Annotated in this window: 16 protein-coding genes; 8 read left to right on the top strand and 8 right to left on the bottom strand. The window is 60.6% G+C overall.

Annotated elements, in window-relative coordinates; all coding sequences use genetic code 11:
* Positions 1-79 precede the first annotated feature (79 nt).
* Positions 80-721, bottom strand: a complete 642-nt coding sequence (tetR, locus tag ACJ8HA_RS05390; protein WP_043143511.1) for a tetracycline resistance transcriptional repressor TetR — start codon at positions 719-721, stop codon at positions 80-82.
* Between tetR and tet the strand changes: the two genes are divergently transcribed.
* The 4 genes from tet to ACJ8HA_RS05370 all read left to right on the top strand — a co-directional run bounded on the left by tet (position 639) and on the right by ACJ8HA_RS05370 (position 5,679).
* The gene (gene tet, locus ACJ8HA_RS05385) at positions 639-1,964 is read left to right on the top strand and encodes a Tet(A)/Tet(B)/Tet(C) family tetracycline efflux MFS transporter (RefSeq protein ID WP_306789722.1); all 1,326 of its coding nucleotides are present in this window, start codon (positions 639-641) and stop codon (positions 1,962-1,964) included. The genes tetR and tet overlap by 83 nt on opposite strands.
* A gap of 198 nt (positions 1,965-2,162) precedes the next feature.
* Entirely contained in the window at positions 2,163-3,119 is a 957-nt protein-coding gene (locus ACJ8HA_RS05380; protein ID WP_197769585.1) for a sulfonate ABC transporter substrate-binding protein, read from the top strand.
* Positions 3,120-3,377: 258 nt separating this feature from the next.
* Positions 3,378-4,112, top strand: coding sequence for a MurR/RpiR family transcriptional regulator (locus ACJ8HA_RS05375; RefSeq protein ID WP_025302900.1), 735 nt, complete (start codon positions 3,378-3,380; stop codon positions 4,110-4,112).
* A 130-nt stretch (positions 4,113-4,242) separates the two neighbouring features.
* Complete coding sequence (locus tag ACJ8HA_RS05370) at positions 4,243-5,679, top strand: 6-phospho-beta-glucosidase (protein ID WP_099817256.1); 1,437 nt, start codon at positions 4,243-4,245, stop codon at positions 5,677-5,679.
* 48 nt (positions 5,680-5,727) lie between these two features.
* On the opposite strand, the gene ACJ8HA_RS05365 is transcribed toward ACJ8HA_RS05370, so the two are convergent.
* The 5 genes from ACJ8HA_RS05365 to ACJ8HA_RS05345 all read right to left on the bottom strand — a co-directional run bounded on the left by ACJ8HA_RS05365 (position 5,728) and on the right by ACJ8HA_RS05345 (position 10,274).
* On the bottom strand, positions 5,728-7,065 hold the full coding sequence (locus ACJ8HA_RS05365) for a D-serine ammonia-lyase (RefSeq protein WP_442515231.1): 1,338 nt from the start codon (positions 7,063-7,065) through the stop codon (positions 5,728-5,730).
* 109 nt (positions 7,066-7,174) lie between these two features.
* Positions 7,175-7,864: a VIT1/CCC1 transporter family protein gene (locus tag ACJ8HA_RS05360; protein ID WP_025302903.1), complete on the bottom strand. Its 690-nt coding sequence runs from the start codon at positions 7,862-7,864 to the stop codon at positions 7,175-7,177.
* Positions 7,865-7,891: 27 nt separating this feature from the next.
* A complete protein-coding gene (locus tag ACJ8HA_RS05355) occupies positions 7,892-8,365 on the bottom strand; it encodes a VOC family protein (protein ID WP_025302904.1) in 474 nt (157 codons plus the stop codon).
* Positions 8,366-8,376: 11 nt separating this feature from the next.
* Positions 8,377-8,727 carry a DUF1428 domain-containing protein gene (locus ACJ8HA_RS05350; protein WP_025302905.1) on the bottom strand — a complete coding sequence of 117 codons (351 nt, stop codon included), beginning with the start codon at positions 8,725-8,727 and terminating at the stop codon, positions 8,377-8,379.
* A 104-nt stretch (positions 8,728-8,831) separates the two neighbouring features.
* A complete protein-coding gene (locus tag ACJ8HA_RS05345; protein WP_442515230.1) occupies positions 8,832-10,274 on the bottom strand; it encodes a diguanylate cyclase in 1,443 nt (480 codons plus the stop codon).
* A gap of 387 nt (positions 10,275-10,661) precedes the next feature.
* Between ACJ8HA_RS05345 and ACJ8HA_RS05340 the strand changes: the two genes are divergently transcribed.
* A complete protein-coding gene (locus ACJ8HA_RS05340) occupies positions 10,662-12,800 on the top strand; it encodes a TonB-dependent siderophore receptor (RefSeq protein WP_230203360.1) in 2,139 nt (712 codons plus the stop codon).
* A 50-nt stretch (positions 12,801-12,850) separates the two neighbouring features.
* Here ACJ8HA_RS05340 and ACJ8HA_RS05335 read toward each other — a convergent pair whose 3' ends face one another.
* A complete protein-coding gene (locus tag ACJ8HA_RS05335) occupies positions 12,851-13,666 on the bottom strand; it encodes an alpha/beta fold hydrolase (protein ID WP_350430135.1) in 816 nt (271 codons plus the stop codon).
* 129 nt (positions 13,667-13,795) lie between these two features.
* Between ACJ8HA_RS05335 and ACJ8HA_RS05330 the strand changes: the two genes are divergently transcribed.
* Complete coding sequence (locus ACJ8HA_RS05330; RefSeq protein ID WP_164550866.1) at positions 13,796-13,963, top strand: hypothetical protein; 168 nt, start codon at positions 13,796-13,798, stop codon at positions 13,961-13,963.
* Between the two features lie 48 nt (positions 13,964-14,011).
* Here ACJ8HA_RS05330 and ACJ8HA_RS05325 read toward each other — a convergent pair whose 3' ends face one another.
* Positions 14,012-16,441 carry a DUF3772 domain-containing protein gene (locus ACJ8HA_RS05325; protein ID WP_065424061.1) on the bottom strand — a complete coding sequence of 810 codons (2,430 nt, stop codon included), beginning with the start codon at positions 16,439-16,441 and terminating at the stop codon, positions 14,012-14,014.
* A gap of 450 nt (positions 16,442-16,891) precedes the next feature.
* Between ACJ8HA_RS05325 and ACJ8HA_RS05320 the strand changes: the two genes are divergently transcribed.
* Both ACJ8HA_RS05320 and ACJ8HA_RS05315 read left to right on the top strand, forming a co-directional pair.
* Positions 16,892-18,622: an ABC-F family ATP-binding cassette domain-containing protein gene (locus tag ACJ8HA_RS05320; RefSeq protein WP_442515229.1), complete on the top strand. Its 1,731-nt coding sequence runs from the start codon at positions 16,892-16,894 to the stop codon at positions 18,620-18,622.
* A gap of 47 nt (positions 18,623-18,669) precedes the next feature.
* Positions 18,670-19,110, top strand: a complete 441-nt coding sequence (locus tag ACJ8HA_RS05315) for a GNAT family N-acetyltransferase (protein ID WP_043143491.1) — start codon at positions 18,670-18,672, stop codon at positions 19,108-19,110.
* Positions 19,111-19,152: the final 42 nt, after the last annotated feature.

The following is a 19,152-nucleotide window of genomic DNA, read 5'->3' as shown; positions in this document are numbered from 1 at the left end:
AATGTTAAGGGAATGTAGCCGCCATGGCTTTAACGAAAAGTGGGTATTTCCTATAAATTTCCTATAGATAAGCCCGGTTTTATGATTGCTGGCCGTGATTATTGTCGATCGTCAATTCGGCCTCGGCGCCGTCAACCAACAGCCGCACGCTGGCTTCGAACAGCGCGTCTGCCCCCTTATCCTGCAATGTTTCCCAGCCTTCGCACAGCAGCGGGTAACGCCGGCGATCGGCGTCATTCAGCGCATCGTCCGACTGCATTTGTTGCTCTTCCAGCACCCAGCCCACCACGAAACGTCCGACGGCGAACAGCAGATTAACGGCGCGTTCCGGCGTCAACCCCGCCCGACACAGCAGCGCCACCTTGGCCTCAATGATGGCGAATTGCGGTTCCTGCGGCCGGGTGCCGGCATGCAGACGCGCGCCGTCGCGGTAAGCCAGCAGCGCCCGACGGAAATGGCTCGCATTGGTAACGACCCAATCCTGCCAGGGCATGTCGGCGGGCACCTCTTCACGGTGATCCAACATGATGGTTTCCGCCATCGCCTTCAGCAGTTCGGCCTTGTTCTTGAAATGCCAATAGAGCGTGGGAGATTGCACCCCCAAATGTTGTGCCAGGCGACGGGTGCTCAGGGCATCGATGCCGATGTCATTCAACAACGCTAGCGCCCCGCGCAGGACGGTCTCTCGCGTTAAACGCGTCGCGGTATTTTTTTCGCTCATCTCTCTATCACTGATAGGGTTACTATGGAATACTCAATACTCTATCACTGTTAGAGTCGCAATTTTGAAAAAACCTATGCTGGTTATTTTGTTGACGGTATTGCTGGATGCGGTAGGCATCGGCCTGATCATGCCTATCCTGCCGGCGCTGTTGCGCTCACTGGGCGGCCTCGACGCCGGCAGCGTGCATTACGGCGCGCTGCTGGCGGCGTATGCGTTGATGCAATTCCTGTTTTCACCGATCCTCGGTGCACTGAGCGATCGTTTCGGCCGGCGTCCGGTGCTGTTGATTTCGCTCGCCGGCGCGGCGGCCGACTATCTGCTGATGGCGTTCGCGCCGACGCTGGCCTGGCTCTATCTGGGCCGGTTGCTGGCGGGCATCACCGGCGCCAACATGGCGGTCGCCACCGCTTACGTCACCGATATTACCCCCGCCGGCCAGCGCGCGCGGCGTTTTGGCCTGGTGGGCGCGGTGTTCGGCGTCGGTTTTATCGTCGGTCCGCTGCTCGGTGGATCGCTGGGCGAATGGCATCTGCATGCCCCCTTCCTGGCGGCGGCGGCGATGAATGCCCTCAACCTGATCATGGCGTTTTTCCTGCTGCCGGAATCGCGTAAACCCCGCGCCCGCGCCGCCGAGAAAATCCGCCTTAATCCATTTTCGTCATTGCGTCGGCTGCACGGCAAACCGGGCCTGCTGCCGCTGGCCGGTATTTACCTGATCATGGCGCTGGTTTCACAGGCGCCGGCCACGCTGTGGATTTTATACGGTCAGGATCGTTTCGGCTGGAGCATGATGGTGGCGGGCCTGTCGCTGGCCGGTTACGGCGCCTGCCACGCGCTGTCGCAGGCCTTCGCCATCGGCCCGCTGGTCGCACGGCTCGGCGAGCGCAAGGCACTGCTGATCGGCCTGGCGGCCGACGCGCTGGGTCTGGTGCTGTTATCGATCGCCACCCGCGGCTGGGCGCCCTTTGCGCTGCTGCCGTTCTTCGCCGCGGGCGGTATGGCGCTGCCGGCGCTGCAGGCGTTGATGGCGCACAAGGTGGACGACGATCATCAGGGCGAGCTGCAAGGGACGCTGGCCAGCATGGGCAGCCTGATCGGCGTCGCGGGACCGCTGGTCGCGACGGCGCTGTACGCCGCCACGCGCGATGTCTGGCCCGGCCTGGTCTGGGCGTTGGCCGCCGCCCTGTATCTGTTGGTTCCGCTGTTACTGGCGCGTTCGCGTGAGCGTGACGCGGCGTAGCGTCGAGCTCACCCTCTCCCGATTAAGCTCATTTATGGCTAAGCAAGGCATTATTCAGCATAAGCGGGCGCTTTACACGCCACTGCGCCGCTCATTATCATCGCCCTTATCCCGCCGCAGGAAAATTTAAATGCCGTTTCATGGCGTTACGCCCAGCGCGTCATCGCTACCGTTCACTTCGCCTATCGGAAGATCATGATGAGAAAACTCACAACGCCGCTGATCGCCGCCCTGCTGCTCGGCCTGTTTAGCCTGCCGGCCGGCGCGCAGGAGAAACCGCAGCAAATCACCATCGGTTACCAGAAAGCCAACATTTTTGCGCTGCTGAAATACCGCGGTACGCTGGAAAAAACCCTGGAGCCGCAGGGTATCAAGGTTCGCTGGATAGAATTCCCCGCCGGCCCACAGATGTTGGAAGGGTTGAACGTCGGCAGCATCGATCTGGCGGCGACCGGCGACGCTCCGCCGGCCTTCGCGCAAGCCGCCAAGGCCGATCTGGTTTATTTGGCGCATTCGCCGCCCAGCCCGAAAACCGAAGCCATCGTGGTGCCGCAGGATTCGGCGATCCGCTCCGTGGCCGATCTGAAAGGGAAACGCGTGGCGTTGAACAAAGGGTCTGACGTCAATTACCTGCTGGTGAGCGCGCTGGAACAGGCCGGCTTGAGCTACAAGGACATCACGCCGGTCTATCTGCCGCCGAGCGATGCCCGCGCCGCCTTCCAGCGCGGCAGCGTCGACGCCTGGGTGATTTGGGATCCCTACTACGCCGAGGTGGAAACCCATGCCAACGCCCGCCTGCTGAAAGACGCGGAAGGCCTCGTGCCGCACTACACCTTCTATCTCGCCAGCCGCCGCTTTGCCGAAACCTACCCGGACAGCGCCAAGCAGGTGATTCAACAGCTCGGCGTGCTGAGCGACTGGGCCAACGGCCATCCGCAGGAAGCGGCGGCGATCCTCGCTCAGAGCACCGGCCTGGATCAGGCCATTTGGGCCAGAGCCATCGCCCGCATGCCGTTCGGCAGCCAGCGCATGTCGCCGGAGGTGTTCAGGCAGCAACAGCAGTTGGCGGATAAATTCACCGCCATCGGGCTGCTGCCGGTTAAGGTGGACGTCAACGCCGCCCGCTGGTCCGAAGATAAACCCGAGACGCCATAGCCTTTGCCGCGCTTTGGCTTTAGAAAGCAGAAACCGGCATTTTGCCACCGGAATAAGCTGACCTATGCTAACCCTGTGTGATGAAACGCGTTTTCATGGCATGTCTTCCGGAACGTTTTGCTTTAATTTGTTCGTCGTGAACCCTGGGCCGCGCCTGACTGGTGCGGCTTTTCTTTTTGCCCGGCAGTGCCAGCGGCGGTGAATTTTGCTATGTTAACCCGCAGATAAGCTTCCCGTTTTCAGCCGCCGGACCGACTCATGTTTACCCATAAAGCAATCGCCGAGCTCAACGCCCTGGAGCTGATGGTTTATACCTACGTCAGCAAACACAAGAATCAAGTGATGTACATGACCATCCGCGAGCTGGCCGAGGCCGCCGGCGTCTCCACCACCACCGTGCTGCGGTTTTGCAAGAAAATGGGCTGTGACGGCTATTCGGAATTTCGCATCCGTTTCAAGCTGTATCTGGAACAAACCGATGCGCCACCGGTCGATTCTGGCATCGGCGAAATCCTCAGCTTTTTTAAAAGCGTCAGCAACGAAGAATTTAATCAGCTGATCGATCAGGCGGTGCAACATATCGCCGCCGCCGAGCGAATTATTTTCGTCGGCATCAGTACGTCGGGCGCATTGGGGAAATATGGCGCGCGTTTCTTTTCCAACGTCGGGAAATTCAGCACCCATATCGACGATCCTTATTATCCCGTCAACAGCGATATGTATAAAAACGCGGTGGCGATCATGCTGTCGGTCTCTGGCGAGACCGAAGAGATCCTGCGTTTGGCCAGCCAGTTCAGCCTGCACCACTGCAAGATCATCAGCATCACCAACAACGAAACCTCTTCGCTGGCGCGGCTGGCGGACTTCAACCTCTCCTACCACGTTCCGCAGCATTTGATCGGCGGGCATCACAATATTACCACGCAGATCCCCGTACTTTACATTATTGAAACCATCGGAAAACGGCTCGGGCATATTAATTCGGAAAAATAAAACAGGCTGTTTTTTTATTGTAACAAATCACTTTTCACGGTGATTTGTTATATCGTGACATTTCTTTCGGTCTTGCTACTCTGTTCTCAACGCAGCGTTATTACCCTTCATTAAATAAACCGATGAGACATTGACGATGAAACAGTTGCCGAAGGATTTTCTGTGGGGGGGCGCGGTCGCCGCGCACCAGGTTGAAGGCGGTTGGGATCGGGGCGGCAAAGGGCCAAGCATCGCCGACGTGCTGTCCGGCGGCTCACACGGCGTGGATCGCGTGATGACCGACGGCGTGCTTGACGGCTATCGTTACCCCAACCACGAAGCGGTGGACTTCTACGGCCGCTACAAGCAGGACGTGGCACTGTTCGCCGAGATGGGCTTCAAGTGTTTTCGCACCTCGATCGCCTGGACGCGCATTTTCCCGAACGGCGACGAAGCGACGCCGAACGAGGCCGGCCTGCAGTTTTACGACGACCTGTTCGACGAACTGCTGAAATACGGCATCCAGCCGGTGATCACCCTGTCCCACTTCGAAATGCCTTACCACTTGGTGAAAGCTTACGGCGGCTGGAAAAATCGCCGGGTGGTGGAGTTCTTCGTGCGCTTTAGCGAGGTGGTGATGCGTCGCTACCGCGAAAAAGTGAAGTACTGGATGACCTTCAACGAGATCAACAACCAGAGCAACTACCGCTACCCGCTGTTCGGCTACTGCTGTTCCGGCGTGGATTACACCCAGGAAGACAATCCGGAACAGGCGCTGTACCAGGTGTTGCACCACCAGTTCGTCGCCAGCGCGCAGGTGGTCAAACTCGGCCATCAGATCAACCCGGAATTCAAAATCGGCTGCATGCTGGCCTGCGTGCCGTTCTATCCTTATTCCTGTAAACCGGACGACGTGATGTACGCCGTGGAAGCGATGCACCAGCGCTATCTGTATACCGACGTGCAGATGCGCGGCTACTACCCAAGCTACCTGCTGCGCGATTGGGAACGCAAAGGGCTGAAGATCGAGATGCAGCCGCAGGACGCGCAGATCCTGCGCGAGGGCTGCACCGACTACATCGGTTTCAGCTACTACATGAGCAATGCGCTGCAGGCCAACGCGGTGGACGGCAGCGACGGCATGTTCGGCTTCCCGGGCAACGTGCCGAACCCGCACGTCAAGGCCTCCGACTGGGGCTGGCAGATCGATCCGGTCGGGCTGCGCTATTCGCTGAACGTGCTGTATGAACGTTACCAGAAGCCGCTGTTTATCGTGGAAAACGGCTTCGGCGCCTTCGACAAGGTGGAGGCGGACGGCCAGATCAACGATGACTATCGCATCGACTATCTGCGCGCCCATATCGAAGAGATGAAGAAAGCGGTGATTGAAGACGGTGTAGATCTGATCGGCTACACGCCGTGGGGCTGCATCGACTGCGTGTCGTTCACCACCGGTGAGTACAGCAAACGCTACGGCTTTATCTACGTCGACAAACACGACGACGGCACCGGCACGCTCGAACGTTCGCGCAAGAAAAGCTTCGACTGGTATCGCCAGGTGATCGCCAGCAACGGCGAACAGCTGTAACCGCACGACAGACAATCAGGGGCGATTTTCGCCCCTTTTTACTGTGCCTTACTCCGCCGCCTGCCCGGCGGCGAGGTACGTCGCCATTTCCGCCGACGGCACCATGCCGCCGCCGGTCGCCCACACCAGATGCGTCGCCTGCGCCAGGTGCTCGGCGCTGATGCCTTGCTCGCTGAGCGCCTTCGCATGGGCGGCAACGCGCCACGGTCCGGCCATGCCCGCCAACGCGGACGGCTCCAGTTGGATATGCTCGTACCGGTCCAACAACCCGAGCAGCGCAAACATCTCTTCATCGCTGAGAGTGTAAAACGCGTTCAGCAGACGTTCCATCGCCCGGCCGACAAAGCCGGAGGCGCGCCCCACCGCCAGCCCGTCCGCCGCCGTGCGGTTGTCGATGCCGAGATCTTGCACCGCAATGCCGTCATGCAACCCGCTGTAGACGCCGAGCAGCATGCAGGGCGAATGGGTCGGTTCGGCAAAAATGCAGTGAACGTGATCGCCGAACGCCAGCTTGAGGCCAAAGGCCACACCGCCCGGCCCGCCGCCAACGCCGCACGGCAGATACACGAACAGCGGATGCTGCGCGTCCACCACAATGCCCTGTTCGGCAAATTGCCGCTTCAGGCGACCGCCGGCCACCGCGTAGCCGAGGAACAGGGTTTGCGAGTTTTCATCATCGATAAAGAAGCAACTCGGATCGTCCGCCGCCTGTTTGCGCCCTTGTTCGACCGCCACGCCGTAATCGTCGGCGTACTCCACCACCGTCACGCCATTTTCGCGCAGCTTCTGTTTTTTCCACTCTCGCGCATCCGCCGACATGTGCACGCTGACGTCAAACCCCAACCGGGCGCTGATGATGCCGATGGATAATCCCAGATTGCCGGTCGATCCGACGGCGATGCGGTACTGGCTGAAGAATTGACGGAACTCGTCGGAAAACAGCCGGGCGTAGTCGTCGCCGATCTGCAGCAGCCCCGCCTCCAGCGCCAGCTTTTCCGCGTGCGTCAGCACCTCATAGATGCCGCCGCGCGCCTTGATTGAACCGGAAATCGGCAGATGGCTGTCCTTTTTCAACAGCAGACGTCCGCCCAACGTCTGCCCATAGCGCCGATCCAACGCGAGCTGCATGGCAGGGATCGCCACCAGCTCGGATTCGATGATCCCCTTTGTGGGTTGGGTTTCCGGGAAGGCCGCGGCGAGATAAGGCGCGAAGCGCGCCAGGCGCTGCTCCGCGTCGGCGACGTCGGCGGCGGTCAACCCGACGTGGGGCAAGCCTGCGGCCAGCGTTGTCGCGCGTGGATTGAACCAGGTGATCGGCTCTAGCGCGACCATGCGTTGCAACAGCGGATGCTGGGCGACCCACGATAGGATCTGTGATTTCTGCATAAGTGTCCCTGACTGAGGTTGGCGTTGCCGTCACCTTGCCGCGAACGCCGGCGGCTGACAAATGATAAATTCTGAGCTTGAGGTGCAATAGATTGATGCAAGTGCGACGTTAGCCGGCCGTAACGCCAAACAGCAGGCCGACGCCGGAAGAAACTGCCATCGCCAGTGCGCTCCAGATGAGGATGCGCGCCACGCCTGGCAAGATCGGCGCCCCGCCGGTTTTCGCGGCGATGCCGCCGAGAACGCCGAGGGAAATCAGCGCCGACGCCACCAGCGCCGGCCGCGTCCAGGCGACCGGTACCCACAGCGCCACCAGCAGCGGCAACAGCGCGCCGAGAGAGAAACTCAGGGCCGACGCCAACGCGGCCTGCAGCGGCCGGGCGCGGGTGGCAGAGGAAATGCCCAGCTCGTCGCGCGCGTGGGCCTCCAGCGCATCATGCGCCATCAGCTTTTCCGCCACCTGCCGGGCCAACGCCGGATCCAGACCGCGATGCACGTAGATTGACGTCAGTTCGCGAAACTCCCCCGGGTAGTCTTCAAGCAGTTCCGCCTGTTCCTCCGCCAGCGCGGCCTTTTCGGTATCCGCCTGAGATGAGACCGACACATACTCGCCGGTGGCCATCGACATTGCGCCGGCCACCCACCCGGCGACACCGGCGATCATCAGCGCGGAATGCGAGGCGCTGGCCGCCGCGACGCCCAGCAGCAGGCTGGCCGTTGAAACGATGCCGTCGTTGGCGCCGAGCACCGCCGCCCGCAGCCAGCCGATGCGTTCAATACTGTGCCGTTCTCGGTGCATCCGTTCTCTCCCTCAGTGAGCGTTGCACTACTCGCGCGCCGCCGCTTCCAACCCGGCGATGTCGATTTTGCCCATCAACAGCATCGCTTCCGTGACACGCCGCACGCGGGCGGCGTCGGGATCGTTCATCAACTCCGTCAGGCGCCGCGGCACGATCTGCCAGCACAGCCCCCAGCGATCGCGCAGCCAGCCGCACTGCTCCGCCTCGCCGCCCTCGCTCAGCGCGCCCCACAGCCTGTCGACCTCCGCCTGATCGTCACATTCCACCATCACGGAGAAGCTGTGATTGAACGGATCCAACGGCCCGGCTTCGATCGCCGCATAGCGCTGGTCGCCCAACGTGAAGGAAGCCAGCTTCACGCTGCCGGCCGGGCCGCTCGGCGTATCCGCCGGCAGCTCGGAAAACCAGTTCACGGACGAACCGGGGATCAACGCGACATAGCAATTCAGCGCCGCTTCCATGTCTTTTTCAAACCACAGATGTTGCGTAATTCTGGCCATCTGTGCCTCCTTTACGCATCGAGGATCGGCGCGAAACCGCCGAAGATCATGCGTTTGCCGTCGAACGGCATCTCGCCCAGCGCTTTCATGCGCGGGTCGTTCATCATTTTTTCGTTGGCGGCGTCGCGTACCGCCTTGGAGGGGTACTCTATCCAACTGAACACCACCACTTCGTCTTCCTGGGCTTTCACCGCGCCGCGAAAGTCGGTAAGTTTGCCGTCGGGCACGTCATCGCCCCAACATTCCACGATGCGCGTGGCACCAAACTCTTTGAACAGCGGCGCCGCTGCGGCCGCCAACCGGTGATAGGCCTCCTTATTGGCGGCCGGTACCGCCACCACAAACCCGTCTACGTATTTCATTCTGGCATCCTCTTGTCTGATTAAGGACAGTCGGTTCGGCGCAGGCGGAAATGCCCGCGCCCCCTACCAGTTTAGACGGCCGGGGCAGAGCGCGGATCGGAAGTTCAGCGGCCATGAGCAGCCGGCGGAGACGATTCCGGTGTGGCAACCCGGTTACGGCCGGCGTTTTTCGCTTTGTACACCGCCAGATCCGCCAGCTTCAGCAGATCCGCCAGGCTTTGGCCGGCGCCGCCCGGGCAGGTCACCATGCCGATGCTGACGGTGATCTGCAGCGGATGCCCGGCCGGCATGAGGATAGACTCCGTTTCGATGCGTTGCCGCAGGCGTTCGGCCAATTGCCATCCTTGCTGCGGCTGGCCGAGCGTCGAAACGATGGCGAACTCTTCGCCCCCCATGCGGCCGAACAGGTCACCGACGCTCAGATCGGCGGCGATCGCGCGGGTAAAGGCCATCAGTGCCTGATCGCCGCCGGCATGGCCAAAACGGTCATTAATCGATTTGAAATAGTCGATATCGAGCATCATGACGCACACCAGCTCGCCCTTTTGGTCTATCAACCGTTCGCCGCGCTGCATAAACGCATTGCGCGTCAGCACGTGCGTTAACGCATCGTGATTCGCCACGTGCTCCAGCGTGCGCAGCAGCGCATTACGCGCATAGTTCATGCTGGCCACGGCGATGGGCCCCAGCGCCAGCAGCGCGATGCCCAAACGCATCGATACCGCGTTTTGCAACACCTTCATGTCGAGCGTCGTGCTAAGCAACCCGAAATCGATCGCCAGATGGCACCACAGCACATAAATCAGCACCGCAATCATGGTGCAGAACAATGAGAAGGACATCGCCAGCCATAGCAGCACCGGCATGGGAAAGATCACCGCCCCGGGGCCGCCGATCAGCACGCTGCACACCGCCGCCAGCAACAGCAGCGCCAATACCGTGAGTTTTCGCCCCGCGCGCGGCCAGTGGCTGCGCTGGGTGAACAGGGCGCCGGCCGCCGCAAGGCGACGTCGCCAATCGGCGGGAAACGCCAGAATAAACGGCATCAGCGTGACGTAGTTGGTGAATTCGGACGAGAACCACAGCGCCAGCGAGGTCAGATACGGTCTGCCGAACAGCCACTGCGAAGTTGCGGCGCCCACCGCGCCGGTCGCGGCGGCGGCAGCCAGGCAGATACCGAACAGGTACATGCTGGACGTGCCGCGCTGCAACGTGCGCGCCGGCAGCGACAGCCGCATGAACAACAGATACCCCACCACGACGCCGGTCAGATTGGCGACGTTCAGCAGCAGCGTCTTTTGCAGCGAACTGCCGGTCAACAGATCCGCCGCCAGATAGCCCAGCACCGCCATGCCCCAGCCGGCCCGCGTAGCCCACTGTGGCCGCCGCACCAAAACGGCCAGCAGTACGGCGTTCACCGGCCAGAATATCGCCAGAAAGCTGCCGGGGCGACTCACGATGCCCAGCAGACACAGGGTGAACACCAGCAAAAAAATGATGAGCGCGGGCCAGATTTTCCGGGTATCGGACAACGAGGTGGTTTGCATCTTGGATCCAGAGACTTCCGCTAGCATAAAGTGACAGTCTGTTCGCGTCACAACCGTCGGCGATGAGGCGAAGATAAACGGCCGACCCGCCTATTATTGCCAGTTTTGCCTGCCCGGACACCTGTTTATTCATCAAGGGAAAATATATTTGTGTATCAATATATTGACAGGAATCCCCCTTCCGGCGAACAAACTGCCGTGCCCCTCCCGTCACTACGATCGTTATTGCCACCCAGCCGATTTTTTACCGGCAAAATGGCCGTCTTTTACCGTAAAGACAAAATTAAATCGCGCAGTGAAGGGATACAGGCATTCCCCACTATTCAAAACGGATAAATGATAATTATAATGATAATCGTTACTATTTATTATTTTTTACGGAATTATATGCGCCAGTCAGTTCTTCGCCACCCCAACAAAAACAAAAAAAATCACGTTTTTCGCTCGCTGCCCCTGTTCGCCGGCCTGTTCCCCGCCCTGGCGATCGCCGCCGCACCCGGCGCAAAAACGGAGGAATCCATTACGGTGACCGCCGCGGCCCAGCCTTCTGGCAGCTATAGCGCCGACACCGCCTCGACCGCCGGCAAGAGCGCAGCGCCGATCGACGAGGTGCCACAATCAGTCAGCGTCGTCACCTCTCAGGTCATTGACGACTTCCAGGTCAAAAGCGTCAATGACGCGATGAAGTTCGTCAGCGGCGTCACCCAGGGCAACACGCTCGGCGGCACGGAGGATGGCTTCGTCAAACGCGGGTTCGGGGTTAACTCCGACGGCTCGGTCTTCATCGACGGCGTGCGCAGCAACCAGGGGTTGAGCATGGACGCCACCACCGATCGCGTTGAGGTCCTGAAAGGTTCCGCTTCGCTGCTGTATGGCATCCTCAGCCCCGGCGGCGTCATCAATCTGATCAGCAAAAAACCGCAATATGACTGGAACACCCGCATCAGCGGCGCCACCAACAGTGTTGGCGGCGGCAGCGGCAGCGTCGATGTGACCGGCCCGCTGGGCGGCGGCTTCGCCTTTCGCCTGATCGCCGAACGCCAGCACGCAGATTACTGGCGCAATTTCGGCAGCGACGAACACACGCTGATCGCCCCCTCGCTCAGTTGGTTCGGCGACCAGGCTTCCTTTAACATCGCCTACAGCGAATACAAGTACGACATTCCTTACGATCGCGGCACCGCATTTATCGACGGCAAACCGGTCGATGTGCCCTATGACCGCCGCTTGGATGACTACGCTAACCATGCCTGGGGCAAGAACAAACGTCTGAACGCCCATTATGAGTACGCGCTGGATCCGATCTGGACGACCCGCTTCAACTACGCCTGGCTGCAACGCCGTTACGACAGCAACGAAGTGCGCGCCACCGCGGTCGACACCACGACCGGCATCGTCTCGCGCCGCGCCGACGCCAATCGCGGTTTCAATCATCAAACCCACTATTACTCCTGGGATCTGACCGGTTCGCCGCAGCTGTTCGGCATGCAGCACGACCTGCTGCTGGGCGTGGACTACGAGAAAAATCAGACCTACAAGGCCTATTCCTACCGCGGCAAGGTCTCGAAGACCTTCAACATGTACGATCCGGTGTATGGCGAAACGCCGGTCACCGACAGCACCACTTACAGTGACGCGTCAAGCAACCTGCGCGCCACGCTGTTCAGCCGTTCCCTGTACGCCAAGGACAGCATTCATCTCACCGATCAATGGATCGCGGTGCTGGGCGCGCGCTATCAGTCGTATTACCAGAACAACAGCAACGGTTTCCAGAAACCGAAAAATACGCTCAATGACAAAGACGACCAGTTTTTGCCGCAGGCAGGGTTGGTGTATAAGCTGACGCCGAGCCTGTCGCTATACGGCAATTACAGCCGTTCGTTCACGCCGTCCACCGCCATCGACGACAATGGCGACGTCGCCACGCCGGAAACCGGCACCACCTATGAGGTGGGCGGAAAATGGCAGATCACCCCGGCGTTCGACGCCACGCTGGCGCTCTATCGCATCGATGAAAGCAATATGTCGATCTTTATCAACGGCGTGACCCGCAGCATTCCCAAAGCGCGCTCCACCGGTGCGGAATTGGAGTTGAACGGCGAAGTGGCGCCCAACTGGGATCTCACCGCCAACTACAGCTACGACAAAACCGAGATCGTCGAAGACAACCTCAATCCGACCAACGTCGGCAATCGGCTGGTCAACGCCCCGACCAACATGGGCGGCCTGTACCTCAGCCACCGCATGACGCTGCCGGTGGTGCCCGGCGAGGTGCGCATTGGCGGCGGCGCGCGCTACGTCGGTCGCCGCGCCGGCGATCCGGAGAACAGTTTCACCATGCCGGCCTATACCGTGGCGGATGCCTTTGTCGCCTGGGACAGCAAGCTGCTGGGGAAACATACTCAGCTGAAACTGAATGTGAAAAACCTGTTCAACCGCGAATACTATGCTTCCAGCGCCGGTAATTTACGCGTGATTGAGGGTGAGCCGCGCAGCCTGAGCCTGCAGGCGACGGTCGATTTCTAACCTGTCACGCCTTGGGCGCCGTTTGGCGCCCGTTTTCTTTGCGGCGGCCCTCAAAACGCCTTGCGACACATCACATCGGCGAGAAAATCCAACAGCGCGCGGTTGAACACCGCCGGCCGCTGCAGCGGCGCGAAGTGGCTGACACCCGGCAGCATCACCAGACGGGCGCCAGGGATGCTGTCGCTCAGGTAGGCGGCATGCTCGACGCGGATAAACTCATCGTGCTCGCTATGAACGATCGTCACCGGCACGCGAATGGCTGCCAATTCCTGTACGCGGTAGTCTGGCTGGCTGCTCATCATCAGGCTCACGGCAGCGACGAACGCGTCGAACTCCTCCGGCGTCGACGACAAGGCGGCATAGTCCTGCGCATGACGCGCAAAACAGCGCTCCACGATGGGGTTGGACGCGGGCGGTTTAACGCCGCTGGCGTCCATATTGCAACCGAAGAAAAAAACGCCGTCCACCCGCTGCGGCGCCCGATGGGCAGCGATAAGCGCAACACAGGCGCCATCGCTCCAGCCCGCCAGCGCGGCGTGCGGGATCCGCAACGCGTCCATCACCGCCAACAGATCATCGGCCATGCGAGCGTAACGATACGGCCGGGCGTCGCGAGTGCTGCGCCCGTGCCCGCGGCTGTCGATGACCAGCACGCCGTACCCGGCGGCCAGCAGCGTCGGCAGCTGATACCCCCAGTTGCCGCTGTGGCCCAGGCCGCCGTGCAGCAGGATCACCGTCGGATCCGCGCCATAGGCCGCATACCAGATGCGCGCGCCGTCATGTTCGACATCACCCTGCTTGGTAAAGGGCGGCAACGGCGGCGCACCCTGCGCGGCAAAGTGGGTCAAATCGTCGTCGGTTTGCATCTTTCCCTCCTCGTTCGCCGCCGTTGTGCGCCGAAAAGTTATCATAGGAGTATAGATTGCACCGGTGAGCGGTGCCGTTCGCTTTCCCGACATATACTTAAGGGAGGAATCGCAATGGAGGACGGTGAGATGAAGAAGATAATTCTCGTGTTTTTGATGCTGATGCTGAGCGGTTGTATCGGCGGAGGCGGCGGCCCATCGAATGCGCCTTCGGCATCGCCGAATGAACCTTACACCTGCACCAAATCCAGCGCCAACAGCGACTGCTCGCAATCGGTGGAGCCGTCGATGTACTAGCCACGTTCGGCGGGCCGTCACTTAACGGCCCGCCGCCTCAGGGCTGGATTAGGAGGAATGTTCCTCTTCGTTGGCCTGATACCGCGTCGCCTGCTGTTTCATAAACACCACTTCTTGCGGGCTGGACAGGCTCACTTCCTGCGCGCGCAGCAGCTTGAGGATATTGAACAGCAGTTCGCTCTTGGTGGCGCCGACCATGCGCGGGCTCGGCACGTAGCCAGTCACGCTCAGGATAATACCGTCCGGCCCCAGCTGGCTAAAGCGCACATAAGGTGCCGGCGTCTCCAGAATGGTTTCGTACTCGTTATAGGCGCTGAGCAAGATATTGCGCACCTGCTCCGGATCGATCGAGGTCGGGAACGTCAGCGCGATGGTCACTACCCCTTGCGCGTTGCCCATGGTGGCGTTGCGCACGTTCTGCGAGATCAGCTGCGAGTTCGGTACGATCATGGTGGAACGGTCGCTGAGCTGGATTTCGGTGGCGCGCACGTTGATGCGCCGCACGTCGCCTTCCACGCCGCCGATGCCGATCATATCCCCGACCTTCACCGGGCGCTCGGTTAGCAGGATCAGGCCGGAAATAAAGTTCTTCACGATCTCCTGTAAACCGAAACCGATACCGACCGACAAGGCGCTGACGATCCACGCCAGGTTGCTCCACTGGATGCCGAGCGCCGCCAGGGTGATCAGAATCACCAGCACATAACCGATATTGCTGAACAGCGTCACCAGCGAGGCCCGGATGCCGACGTCCGAAATGGTTTTCGGCAGCAGCTCAGAGCCCAGCCAGCGCCGCACCGCGCGCAGAATGTAGATACCGATCGCCAGACAGATCACGGCGTTGAGCAGGTTGCCGGGCACGATGTTGAAACGCTGCAAGCCTTCGCCGGTCAGGATCGAGACGATTTTCTCCATCAGCGAGCCTGGCGTGGTGCTGCCGAACGAGCCGTTGAACAACGCGACGATCATCAACAGCAACAGCGAACATTTGGCCAGCGCGGTGGTGATGATCGCCACCTGTTCGAGATGGCGATCCTTGAAGCTGAGCGTTTTCTTCAGCATCTTGCCGCTGACGGTCTGCGGCGAAAACAGCGCGGCGCACAGGTCAGTGGCGAACAACACCATGAAGTAGAACGCCATCAGCACCAGCACCACCCAGATCAGCTGGTAGGTCAGGAAGCGGGCGAAGGCGATGTAACCCACAAGCAAGGAAAGCAGGATCACCACCGAACACACCAGGGTGACGATGTGCACCAGCCCGCCGACCAGCGTGCGTTTTTCCAGGTGCGCGCCCTGCTGCTCCAGACGGCGACGAATGCGCTGGCCGCGCAGCGGCGCCGCCAGCAGCACCATGCCGATCAGCCCCGCTACCAGGCCGTTGCCGAAGATGGTGGTGGCCAATGAGGCGCTGACGACGTTGTTGATCAGCTCAACGGTGCCGAACGCCAGCGCCAGACCGGCCAGCAGCGGCGAGAAGTAACGCAGCCCGGCGGCCACTTCATTGTCCAGCGAAGCCAAACGCCACGACGGACGATTCAGCGACAGCGCCGCACGCCCCAGCCCGGCGATCAGCGCGCAGAAAATCCCCAGACGGTTAAAGCCTTCGGCGAAGTCTTCCAGCATCACCGGCAGCGGCTGCACGCGGATAAAAACGTAATACAGCAAATTCAGCGCGATCGAGGTAGTGAACACCGTCACGGCCACGGTGATGATCGCCATAAAGCTGCGGCGCAGGCGCCCGTCCGGCAGGAAGCGAATGCTGACCCAGGCGAGGAAACGCTCGGACAAATAGCGCCCCCAGGACCAGACGATCACCGCCAGCGCCAGCAACGCCAGCGTGCCGTACCGCCATTCGTCCTGCCAACTGGCGTCCCAGGCCGCTTTCATCTCGGCGTTGAACTGGTCCAGCCGCTGCACGTCATCCGCTGACGGCTGCACCACCGGCGTCCAGAACTTGACGCCCAAAATGCTGCCGGTGTTCAGCGCCAGCTGGGTTTTAAACGCTACCCGGCGCAGATCGCTGATCTGCTGCCCAAGGTCGAAAGCGCTGGTCTTGATGGCCTGCGCGCGTTTTACCGCATCGTCCAGCTGCTTCTTGCTGCTGTTCAGCGCATTACGCTGCTGGGCGACAGCCGGGGTTTCCGGCAGCGCGCCGGCCGCCGGGGCCGGCCCCAACACGTCCAACTGCGCCTGCAGCTTTTCCTGCAGCGGCTGCAGATCGGCAGACAATTTATCCATGCTGGCGACCAGATCGTCGGTCGCCAGCCGCAGCTTGCTGAGCTGGGTGTCGGTGGTAGCCTTTGAAACCAGCTGCTTCATGCTGTCCAACTGCTTTTGCGCGGCTTTCAGCTGCGTAGCGGGATCGGGCGCGCTTTCGGCGGTGGGATCATCCTGGGGGGCGGCGACGGCGCCGAGCGGCGTCAGCTGCAAACCCAACAGCAATAACAACAACAGCAGGAACGAACGGGGCTTTAACATAAATTCAGTGCTCAGCATCATTATCTGATAGACAGACGAAAAGGCGGCGGATGAACCGTCGCTTAACCATAAACGCTAATTATAATAGCTGCTTAATGTCGGCCGAAATACAGTAATTATTCCCATTGTGTGCCACGCGCCCGTGCTCGCCTTAGCCTGCTGATTATTCAGGCGCTTTTACACTGGCGATACGGCATAAAGCGCTCTATACTCCAGCCACCGATTAACCTGCAACGAATAAAAGGAGACTTACTATGCTGACGTGTGAATTGGTTTTTCACTCACACTTCTTTGGTAATCGTCGCCGCTCAAGCATTACCGGTATCGTGCTGCGATAACCCAGCTTGAGCGAAGCTTACTAAAATCCAGGATCTTCCCTCCGGCTTACCGGGTTGTCGTCAGCGATGTTTGACGATAGGCATTGTCATGCCTGTAACTCTTGAGTAAGCAATGAGCACATTACTGTCTGCACAATCTGTCGGTTACGACAACGCGTTCGGCGTCCTGCTGAGCGAGATATCCTTCAGCCTGAAAAAAGGCGATCGCATCGGTTTGATCGGCGATAACGGCTGCGGCAAAAGCACCCTGCTGCAAATTCTCAGCGGCGACCTACCTGCGCACACCGGTTCAGTGACATTGTCACACCAATGTCTGATGGCGCGCATCGAGCAGCACCTGCCGCCGGAGCTGCACACCTGCACCCTGCTGGATGCGGTGCTGGCGCGGCTGCCTGTGGGCCAACACCTCAGTGAACGCTGGCGCTGTGAAGCGTTACTGGCCGAGCTGGGGTTTGAACCGGCGAGCTGGACGTTGACCGCCAGCACCCTCAGCGGCGGCCAGCATACGCGGCTGCTGTTGGCGCGCGCGTTGATCCGCCAACCCGATCTGCTGTTGCTCGACGAACCCAGCAACCACCTGGACCTGCCCACGCTGCTGTGGCTGGAACAGTTCTTGCGCAGCTGGGCCGGCAGCTTCGTGCTGGTGTCGCACGATCGCTACCTGCTCGATCAGGTGACTAACTGCACCTGGATCCTGCGCGACAAAACGCTGCAGTTCTTCCGTTTGCCCTGCTCTGCGGCGCGCACCGCGCTGGCGGAACAGGACGCCGCGGACGAACAGCGGCGCTACGCCGAGCAGAAAGAGATAGACCGGGTGGAAAAAAGCGCCAAACGCCTGGCGACCTGGGGCAAGGTCTACGACAACGAAGATCTGGCGCGCAAGGCCAAGCAAATGGAGAAGCGCGTCGATCGGTTGAAGGAAGAACAGACCACCCTGACCGCCGGCAGCCCGTGGCGGTTGCGGCTGCAGGGAGAAGCGCTGGATGCCGATCGCCTGCTGGCGCTGCCGCACTGGGCGGTGCGCCCGGCGCCGGATGCGCCGGTGCTGTTCAGCCTCGAACATCTGCGCGTGAAAAGCGGCGATCGCATCGCCATCGTCGGGCGCAACGGCTGCGGTAAATCGTCGCTGCTGCGCCTGTTGTGGCGTGAGTATCAGCAACAAACGCAGCGCCCGGCGCTGTTCCATCCGCGCGTGCGCATCGGCTATTACGATCAGAGCCTGCAACAGCTGCGCGATGAAGACACGTTGAGCGACGCGTTGGCGCAGTTTGCACCGCTGACCGAGGAACAGCGGAAAATGGCGCTGATCGGCGCCGGTTTTCCTTACCTGCGCCACCATCAGCAGATCCGTTCGCTGAGCGGTGGCGAGCGTTCGCGGCTGCTGTTCGTCGGTCTGACGCTGGCCAACCATTCGCTGCTGCTGCTGGACGAGCCCACCAACCACCTGGACATGGCGGGCAAAGAGGAGCTGGCGGAAACGCTGCGCCAGTTCCCCGGCGCCGTCATGCTGGTTACCCACGACAGGATGCTGATCGAACAGAGCTGCAACCGCTTTTGGCTGATCGACCAGCAAAAACTGGAGGAGTGGCACGATCTGGCGCCGGTGTATCAGCGCCTGGCGGGCGAAGCGCCGGTACTGCCGACGGCGGACAGGGCTAATGCTGATGGCCCGACGCCGGACGATCGATTGGAAGGCGAAGAAGCGCTGTTGACCGCTCTGTTTGCCCTCGAAAGCAAATTGGAGGCCGACCTGGCGCGCAAGCCGAAGCATCAGAAACCGGAGCTTCAGGCGCGCTGGCGCCGCGAGATTGCCGACATCACCGCCCGGTTGCATCTGGGCTAACCTTGACAGGCCGCCATCCGGCGGCCTGTTTTTTGATGGAGTGCGACATGGCATTTTCCCTTGAGCAAGCCTCACTCTCGCAGCGGCCACTGCTGGCGGCCATGCTGTCCGATTGCCTTCGCGAGTTGGGCGCCGATGGAGATTACCCCTATCTGCCGCTCTACTGGCGCGAGGTCGGCCGCTACCCTTATTTGATGTTGAGCGATCGGCAAACCGCCGGTTTCGCGTTGGTCAGGCGTCTGGATAGCGCCACCGTCGAAATGGCGGAGTTCTACATCAAACCCGAATGGCGACGCAACGGGCTGGGACAACGGGCCGCTCATTCCTTGTTCGCGCAGCATCCCGGCGGTTGGTCGCTGTCGGTCAGCCAGGATAATCCGCGCGGGCTGGCGTTTTGGCGCTCGATAATACCGGCCGAGGCCAAGACCGAACCGCTTTCAGCCCACGACGCCCTGATACTGCTACGTTTTTATTATCCGCCGCGTTGAACGACACATTACGTTCATTCTTTTATGGCAGAGTAAATCGAT

This window comes from Serratia sp. CY33802, from assembly GCF_052169095.1.
GTDB lineage: Bacteria > Pseudomonadota > Gammaproteobacteria > Enterobacterales > Enterobacteriaceae > Serratia > Serratia bockelmannii.
The sequence above is the reverse complement of the archived record's forward strand: the minus strand, read 5'-3'. Positions and strand labels throughout refer to the sequence as shown.

Excerpts from the sequence above, each read along its gene's own strand:
- ACJ8HA_RS05375 (WP_025302900.1), top strand. The coding sequence starts at position 3,378 with ATGTTTACCCATAAAGCAATCGCCGAGCTCAACGCCCTGGAGCTGATG.
- tetR (WP_043143511.1), bottom strand. The coding sequence starts at position 721 with ATGAGCGAAAAAAATACCGCGACGCGTTTAACGCGAGAGACCGTCCTG.
- ACJ8HA_RS05355 (WP_025302904.1), bottom strand. The coding sequence starts at position 8,365 with ATGGCCAGAATTACGCAACATCTGTGGTTTGAAAAAGACATGGAAGCG.
- ACJ8HA_RS05315 (WP_043143491.1), top strand. The coding sequence starts at position 18,670 with ATGGCATTTTCCCTTGAGCAAGCCTCACTCTCGCAGCGGCCACTGCTG.
- ACJ8HA_RS05335 (WP_350430135.1), bottom strand. The coding sequence starts at position 13,666 with ATGCAAACCGACGACGATTTGACCCACTTTGCCGCGCAGGGTGCGCCG.
- ACJ8HA_RS05340 (WP_230203360.1), top strand. The coding sequence starts at position 10,662 with ATGCGCCAGTCAGTTCTTCGCCACCCCAACAAAAACAAAAAAAATCAC.
- ACJ8HA_RS05320 (WP_442515229.1), top strand. The coding sequence starts at position 16,892 with ATGAGCACATTACTGTCTGCACAATCTGTCGGTTACGACAACGCGTTC.
- ACJ8HA_RS05365 (WP_442515231.1), bottom strand. The coding sequence starts at position 7,065 with ATGCAGAAATCACAGATCCTATCGTGGGTCGCCCAGCATCCGCTGTTG.
- tet (WP_306789722.1), top strand. The coding sequence starts at position 639 with ATGCCGATGTCATTCAACAACGCTAGCGCCCCGCGCAGGACGGTCTCT.
- ACJ8HA_RS05345 (WP_442515230.1), bottom strand. The coding sequence starts at position 10,274 with ATGCAAACCACCTCGTTGTCCGATACCCGGAAAATCTGGCCCGCGCTC.
- ACJ8HA_RS05325 (WP_065424061.1), bottom strand. The coding sequence starts at position 16,441 with ATGTTAAAGCCCCGTTCGTTCCTGCTGTTGTTGTTATTGCTGTTGGGT.
- ACJ8HA_RS05330 (WP_164550866.1), top strand. The coding sequence starts at position 13,796 with ATGAAGAAGATAATTCTCGTGTTTTTGATGCTGATGCTGAGCGGTTGT.
- ACJ8HA_RS05360 (WP_025302903.1), bottom strand. The coding sequence starts at position 7,864 with ATGCACCGAGAACGGCACAGTATTGAACGCATCGGCTGGCTGCGGGCG.
- ACJ8HA_RS05350 (WP_025302905.1), bottom strand. The coding sequence starts at position 8,727 with ATGAAATACGTAGACGGGTTTGTGGTGGCGGTACCGGCCGCCAATAAG.
- ACJ8HA_RS05380 (WP_197769585.1), top strand. The coding sequence starts at position 2,163 with ATGAGAAAACTCACAACGCCGCTGATCGCCGCCCTGCTGCTCGGCCTG.